The 7192-nt window shown below is 72.5% G+C and carries 7 protein-coding genes; 4 read left to right on the top strand and 3 right to left on the bottom strand.

Annotated elements, in window-relative coordinates:
• Nucleotides 1-265: 265 nt before the first annotated feature.
• From hemE to hemQ, 3 genes are all read left to right on the top strand, one after another.
• Complete coding sequence (gene hemE / locus GWK61_RS51275; RefSeq protein WP_369125683.1) at nucleotides 266-1276, top strand: uroporphyrinogen decarboxylase; 1011 nt, start codon at nucleotides 266-268, stop codon at nucleotides 1274-1276.
• A 71-nt stretch (nucleotides 1277-1347) separates the two neighbouring features.
• Nucleotides 1348-2811, top strand: coding sequence for a protoporphyrinogen oxidase (gene hemG, locus GWK61_RS51270; RefSeq protein WP_194921349.1), 1464 nt, complete (start codon nucleotides 1348-1350; stop codon nucleotides 2809-2811).
• A gap of 44 nt (nucleotides 2812-2855) precedes the next feature.
• Entirely contained in the window at nucleotides 2856-3614 is a 759-nt protein-coding gene (gene hemQ / locus GWK61_RS51265) for a hydrogen peroxide-dependent heme synthase (protein ID WP_228564361.1), read from the top strand.
• Nucleotides 3615-3648: 34 nt separating this feature from the next.
• Here hemQ and GWK61_RS51260 read toward each other — a convergent pair whose 3' ends face one another.
• The 3 genes from GWK61_RS51260 to GWK61_RS51250 all read right to left on the bottom strand — a co-directional run bounded on the left by GWK61_RS51260 (nucleotide 3649) and on the right by GWK61_RS51250 (nucleotide 6737).
• Entirely contained in the window at nucleotides 3649-3924 is a 276-nt protein-coding gene (locus GWK61_RS51260) for a DUF3761 domain-containing protein (protein WP_194921346.1), read from the bottom strand.
• Nucleotides 3925-3989: 65 nt separating this feature from the next.
• Nucleotides 3990-4682, bottom strand: coding sequence for a response regulator (locus tag GWK61_RS51255; RefSeq protein WP_194921345.1), 693 nt, complete (start codon nucleotides 4680-4682; stop codon nucleotides 3990-3992).
• A 189-nt stretch (nucleotides 4683-4871) separates the two neighbouring features.
• Nucleotides 4872-6737, bottom strand: a complete 1866-nt coding sequence (locus GWK61_RS51250) for an APC family permease (protein ID WP_323748153.1) — start codon at nucleotides 6735-6737, stop codon at nucleotides 4872-4874.
• A gap of 140 nt (nucleotides 6738-6877) precedes the next feature.
• Between GWK61_RS51250 and GWK61_RS51245 the strand changes: the two genes are divergently transcribed.
• On the top strand, nucleotides 6878-7192 hold a 315-nt coding region (locus GWK61_RS51245; RefSeq protein WP_194921343.1), incomplete at its 3' end, for a DUF3592 domain-containing protein.

Genomic DNA, 7192 nt, shown 5'->3' with positions numbered 1-7192 from the left:
CGACCCACGCCGCCTCCGATGCCGGCACCCGGTCGGGAACCGCTCGCAAACAGCAAGACCCGGGCATCGGGCACCGGGGCAAACGTGCGACCATCGAGGGGTGACCGACGACAGGAGCGATGCCGTGCACGACAGCGTGACCGAAAGCCTGAACCCCGCGGCGGACCTGGGCGCGTCGGACGCGGAGAAGCTCACCGAGGTACCCGGCCCGCGCGGCGAGGCCGCCCCGGGCGCGGCCCGCGGCGCCGCCTACGACAGCGACTTCCTGCGCGCCGCCCGCCGCGAGCCGGTCAACCACACCCCGGTGTGGTTCATGCGCCAAGCCGGCCGCGCGCTGCCGGAGTACAGGAAGGTGCGCACCGGCATCCCGATGCTGGACTCCTGCCTGCGCCCGGACCTGGTGACCGAGATCACCCTGCAGCCGGTGCGCCGCTACGGCGTGGACGCCGCCGTCCTTTTCAGCGACATCGTGGTGCCGCTCAAGGCGATCGGCGTGGATGTGGAGATCGTGCCGAACGTCGGCCCGGTGTTCGCGAACCCGATCCGGGACTTCTCCGACCTGGACCAGATCCGTCCGCTGGACCCGGCCGCGGACTTCTCGTTCCTGGCCGAAGCGGTCGGGCAGCTGGTCGGCGAGCTCGGCGCGACCCCGCTGATCGGCTTCGGCGGCGCCCCGTTCACGGTGGCCAGCTACCTCATCGAGGGCGGGCCGTCGAAGAACCATGAGAAGACCAAGGCGATGATGCTCGGCGCGCCGGAGCTGTTCGCCGCGCTGCTGGACCGCCTGGCCGACCTGACCGCCGCCTTCATGCGGGTGCAGGTCGAGGCCGGCGCGAGCCTGGTGCAGCTGTTCGACTCCTGGGCCGGCGCGCTCTCTCCGCACGACTACGAGCGCTACGTCATGCCGCACAGCGCGAAGGTGCTGACCTCGCTGGCGGACCTGGGTGTCCCGCGCATCCACTTCGGAGTCGGCACCGGCGAGCTGCTGCCGCTGATGGCCGCCGCGGGCGCCGACGTGATCGGCGTGGACTGGCGCGTGCCGCTGGACGAGGCCTCGCGCCGTGTCGGCCCGGGCTACGCGGTGCAGGGCAACCTGGACCCGGCGGTGATGTTCGCGCCGTGGCCGGTGATCGAGGCCCGGGTGCGCGAGGTCCTCGCCGACGGCGCCCGGACCCCGGGTCACATCTTCAACCTGGGCCACGGCGTGACGCCGGACATGGACCCGGACCGGCTGACCCGGGTCGTCGAGCTGGTGCACGAGGCTTCAGCGCGCTGAAGCCGGCGCGCACGAACGGCACGGAAGGCACGGAAGGGGCCGCGGCGGTGGGCGCGACACAGGGGGCTGCGATGACCGGGCAGACAGCGTCTCAGGGTTCGACGTCGGGCGACGGGTCCCGACCGAAACCGGGCACCGTGGCCGTGATCGGCGGTGGTGTCTCGGGGCTGGCGGCGGCCTGGTACGTGAAGCAGGCGCTGCCGGAGGCGGCCGTGACGGTCTTCGAGGGCTCGCCACGGCTCGGCGGCAAGCTGGCGGTCGCCGAGGTCGGCGGGGTCCGGGTGGACCTCGGCGCCGAGTCGATCCTGAACCGGCGGCCCGAGGCGGTCGATCTGGCGCGCGCCGTGGGCTTGGCCGACGACCTCGTGCATCCGGCGACGGCTTCCGCCTCGGTCTGGAGCCGCGGCGAGCTGGTGCCGATGCCGAAGGGGCACCTGATGGGCGTCCCGGGCGATCCGAGCGTCCTGACCGGGCTGCTGTCGGCGGCCGGGCTCAGGCGCGCCGAGGCGGGACCGGCGCTGCCGTCCCGCTCGCGGCTGCGCACCGAGGCCGAGACCGACGACATCGCGGTCGGCGGCTACGTGGCCGAGCGGTTCGGCCGCGAGGTCGTGGACCGGCTGGTCGAGCCGCTCCTCGGCGGGGTCTACGCGGGCCACGCCGACGAGATCTCGTTGCGGGCCGCGGTTCCGGCGCTGGTGCCGGCGTTCGAGTCGGGCCAGCCGCTGGACGAGGCGGTGTCGAAGATCCTGGCCGCGCAGGCCGGGGCGGCCAATCCCAAGCCGGTGTTCGCGGGGATCCGCGGCGGCGTGGGACGGTTCCCGGTTGCGCTGACAGAGTCCTGCGAAAGCGCCGGCGTCACCATCCAACGCGAGACGATGGTCAGGGAACTGACTCGCACCGCCGAGGGCTGGCGACTGGTCTCCGGTCCGGTGCCCTCGCCGGTGGCGCACGAGTTCGACGCGGTGATCGTGGCGGTGCCGGGCACTCCGGCCGCGCGGCTGCTGAAGGACGCCGCGCCGGCTGCTGCGGCGGAGCTCTCAGGGATCGAATACGCCTCGGTCGCGCTGGCCACATTCGTGTTCGACGATGCGGCGCTTCCCGCCGGGAGCGGCTTCCTCGTGCCGCCGGCTGACGGACGGTTCATCAAGGCTTCGACGTTCTCCAGCGTCAAGTGGTCGTGGCTCGGCGAGTCCGGCAAGACGGTGGTGCGGGCGTCGGTGGGACGGCATCGCGAGACGGCCGACCTGCAGCGTGAGGACGGCGAGCTGGCGACGTTGGCGCTGGCCGATCTGCGGACCGCGATCGGCGCGCCGGACGCGCTCGGCGAGCCCGTCGACTGGCACGTGCAGCGCTGGGGCGGCGGGCTTCCGCAGTACGCGGTCGGACACGTGGCGCGCGTCGAGCGGATCCGCTCGGCGGTGGCGGCGCAGCCGGGGCTGGCGGTGTGCGGGGCGGCCTACGACGGCGTCGGGATCGCGGCGTGCGTCGCCTCGGCGCTTCGGGCGGCGCGGGAAATCAGTGCCGGGCCCGCATAGCGCCGGGCGCACAACCGAGTACACCCATAAGGAAGAATGGCGACATGAGCGACAGCGGTAACGAAACCCAGGACGGACGCCCGGACGGCGTGGTCAGCAACGTCCGCATCGGCAAGCGCGCGGTGGAGCTGAACGAGGTCACGCGCTACGCGCTGTGGAGCGTGTTCAAGGTGCGGCAGGACCTGCCGGCCTCCGACGACGCGCGCGCCGACCTCGCCGCCGAGGTGGAGACCCTGTTCGAGGCGCTGGCCAAGGACGACGTGGTGGTGCGCGGGAGCTACGACGTGGCCGGGTTCCGGCACGACGCCGACTTCATGGTCTGGCTGCACGCCGAGACCTCCGACGCGCTGCAGGACGCCTACCAGCGCTTCCGCCGCACGGCGTTCGGCCGCAGATGCGAGCCGGTGTGGTCGCAGATGGCGCTGCACCGCCCGGCGGAGTTCAACAAGAGCCACGTCCCGGCGTTCGTCGCCGACGAGACGCCGCGCGGCTACATCGCGGTGTACCCGTTCGTCCGCGGCTACGAGTGGTACCTGCTGGAGGACACCGAGCGCCGCCGCCTGCTGGCCGAGCACGGGATGATGTCGCGGGAGTACCCGGACGTGCGGGCCAACACGGTGCCGTCGTTCGCGCTCGGCGACTACGAGTGGATCCTGGCGTTCGAGGCGGACGCGCTGGACCGGATCGTGGACCTGATGCGGCACCTGCGCGGCTCGGAGACGCGGCGGCACGTGCGCGAGGAGGTGCCGTTCTACACCGGGAGGCGGCGCTCGGTCGCGGAGATCGTCGCGGCGCTGCCGTAGGAAAGCGCCGGTCGACGAGCCGGCCAGTTTCCGGTCAGTAGTACCAGACCTCGACGCCGCTGTGGTGCGAACGCGTGCCCTGCGGCGTCGTGCTGTAGCTGTAGGTGCCGTCGTGGCACAGGGCGCCGGCGCCGCTCGGGTGGGATTGGCCCGCGCCGCGGTGGTGTGCGAAAGCGGTGCGGCGGCGGAGGAGGTGGAAGTCGTCAGAGCGATCCGCGCCTGTGGTGAAGTGTGCGCGGCGATAGGAGCAGGGGTGGTCGCAGCACTCTGCGCCTGCGGCGACACCGACCCGGACGTCGTCGACTGACAAGCCGCCGTCGAAACGCTTAAGACCCTGTCGGCCGCACCGCCGCGCCGCATCCGGACACCGCGGTATCAGGGCACGAACCGGTACCCGGTCCCGTACTCCGTCATCAGATGCCGCGGGTTCTGCGGATCGTCCTCCAGCTTGCGCCGCAGCCGCGCCATGTGGAACCGCAGGTACCCGGCCTCGCCGGTGTGGCTGTTGCCCCACACGTCCGCCAGCAGCCGCGCGGTGCTGACCAGCTGCCCGGGGTGCCGCAGCAGGATCTCCAGCAGGGCCCATTCCGTCCGCGTCAGCCGCACCGGGTCGCCCTCGCGCGCCACGCTGTGCGCGACCAGGTCGATGTCGCAGCTGCCCAGCCGCACCGAGCTGGTCTCCGCGCCCGCGACGCCGGCGTTGGCCTGCTGGTGGCGGCGGATCACGGCGCGCAGCCGGGCCAGCAGCTCCTCCATGGCGAAGGGCTTGGTGACGTAGTCGTCGGCGCCGGCGTCGAGCGCGTGGATCTTCTCCTGCGGGTCGGCCCGGCCGGACAGGACCACGATCGGGACCGTGGTCCAGCCGCGCAGCCCCAGGATCACTTCGACCCCGTCCATGTCCGGCAGGCCGAGGTCCAGCAGGACCGCGTCCGGCAGCCGGCGGGCCGCGCAGGCCAGCGCGTCGACACCGTTGGCCGCCGTCTCGACCTCGTAGGTCCGGGACTTCAGGTTGATGCGCAGGGCGCGCAGGATCTGCGGCTCGTCGTCGACGACCAGGATGCGGGTCACTGGCTCCCTCAGTTCTCGTCAGAAGTCGGGCACTCGTGACAAGTCAACAGTCCCGGCGCGCCGCCCGGGGGTAGTGCTCGCGCGATGCAAACGCCGGCCGGTTCGATGCAAATGGCCGCCCCGCGCTCGATCGCGACGGCGGAGACGGTCCGGCGTCCATTCAACCAGCCCGGTCGGCGTCGCACGGGTTCACCACCCCTTGATGTGGAATCGCATGCGGCACACGATCGCCTCGGTGTGCCGGCGGATCGCGCGGTCCAGCACGACGCCGCGCTGGTTGTGCAGCAGCCGGTGCCAGGCGCGGCGCGGCTCGACCTCGGGGATCAGGACCATGATGCGCTCGAAGCCGCCGGACGAGGCCGGGGCGGTGGCCGCCAGCCGGTTCAGGTAGTCGACCATCGGCCGGGTCAGCGAGCGCTTGTGGGTGGTCAGCACCTCCAGCGGGACGTCCGGCTGCCAGGCGTGCCATTCGGCCTGCAGGCGCTCGCACTCGGCCGCGTCGTCCTCGTCGGAGTAGCGGACGGTCACCGCGATGACGCCGTCGCCGAGCGAGAGCGCCGCGGACATCGCCTCCTGGGTCAGCCGGGACACCGCGCCGACCGGCACGACCACCAGCGCCTGCTGCTCCACCGCGGGCGCCGGCTTGTGGCCCAGGCCCAGCACCTCCCCGACGATCCGGTACGCCTTGTACACCCGCAGGAAGCCCAGAACCAGCAGCGGCACGATCACCACGACCAGCCAGCCGCCCTCGGTGAACTTCGAGATCAGCTCGATCACCAGCGCCGCGAACGTCAGCACCGCGCCGGTGCCGTTGACCGCCGCACGGCCGCGCCAGCCGGGGCCGCGCTCGCGCCGCCAGTGCCGGACCATGCCGACCTGGGAGATGGTGAAGCCGATGAAGACGCCGATCGCGAACACCGGGACCAGGGTCTGGGTGTCGCCCTTGGCGACGGCCAGCAGGACCGCCGCCAGACCGGCCAGGATCAGCACGCCCCAGCGGTAGACCTGGCGGTCGCCGCGCAGCGCGAACACGTGCGGGGCGTAGTTGTCACGCGCCAGCAGGCTGGTGAGCACCGGCATGCCGCCGAAGGAGGTGTTGGCGGCCAGGGCCAGCAGGATCATGGTGACGAACTGGACCCCGAAGAACGCCGCGTTGTGGCCGAGGGCGGCGTCGGTGAGCTGGGCCAGGACGGTCTTGGAGGGGTCCGGGGCGACGTGGAACTTGCGGATCAGGAGCGCCAGGCCGATCAGCATCAGGCCGAGCAGGGCGCCGAGCGCGGACTCGGTGCGCTGGGCGCGCTTGACGCGGGGCTTGCGGAACGTGGGCACGGCGTTGGCGATGGCCTCCACGCCGGTCAGCGCGCTACAGCCGGAGGCGAACGCCTTGAGCAGCAGCAGGACGCCGACGCTCTCGGCGCTCCCGGCGGCCACGACGTGCCCGGAGGGGATCGTCGCGGGATGCGAGCGGAACAGGCCGACCAGGATCACCGCGAAGATCGCGACGATGAACAGCACGGTCGGGACGATGAACGCCTTCGCCGACTCCGCGACGCCGCGCAGGTTGATGCCGGTGATCAGCACCAGGACGGCCAGGCACAGCCAGACCCGGTCGCCGTAGAGCGAGGGGTAGGCGCTGGTGAGGGCGGCGACGCCGGCCGAGACCGAGACGGCGACGTTCAGGACGTAGTCGATGATCAGGCTGGCCGCCGCGACCAGGGCCACGTTCTTCCCGAGGTACTTGCCGGCCACCGCGTAGGCGCCGCCGCCTTCCGGGAACGCCGCGATCACCTGGCGGTAGGAGAACGTCAGGAAGCCCAGCAGCGCGGCGATCGCGAGGGTGACCGGGAGGGTGAAGCCCAGGCCGTGCGCGCCGGCCACGGCCAGGACCACGACGATCGCCTCGGGGCCGTACGCGACCGAGGCCAGGGCGTCCAGGGAGAGCGCGGCCAGGCCCTGGGAGACGGTGAGGCGGTCGTGCTCCCGCTCGGCCTCGCGGGCCGGGGCGGTCGGGTCGTCGGCCGCGAGCGCTTGGCGGCCGACTCCTTGCGGTGTCACTGGCGTTCCCCTCAAGACGTGTGACGTGGGTCGATGCCCTCCACCTTGACATCCGGCGAGGGGACGAAACGGACAAGAGTCGTTTGCATGCTGCTTGCGTTGCACGACGCGCGCGGCCGTGCCGGGCTACCGTGGGGGACGTGGTGGTCCTCGGCTGCGTGCTGCTGCTCGGCGGCCTGATCGCGCTCCTGGCCGGGGCGCTGGATCTGCGCTGGCGCCGGCACGTGCGGACCGAGGGCGTGGCGGTTTTCGCCCGGATAGTCGATCGCCCGCTCGGCCCCGAGGACTCCCCCGACGGCTACCGGCCGATCCTGGCCTTCACCACCGAGGACGGCCGCCCGATGGAGATCTTCTCGCCGCGCCGCGTGCAGGGCGAGGCGGTGCTGGTGCACTACGACCCGGCGGATCCGGCGCAGGTGGTGGTGTACGGGTCGCGGGGGCGGGTGGACGTGGCC

The sequence above is a fragment of the Catenulispora rubra genome, from assembly GCF_015356825.1.
GTDB lineage: Bacteria > Actinomycetota > Actinomycetes > Streptomycetales > Catenulisporaceae > Catenulispora > Catenulispora rubra.
Note: the sequence above shows the minus strand (reverse complement) of the source record. Positions and strands in the feature narration are given on the sequence as shown.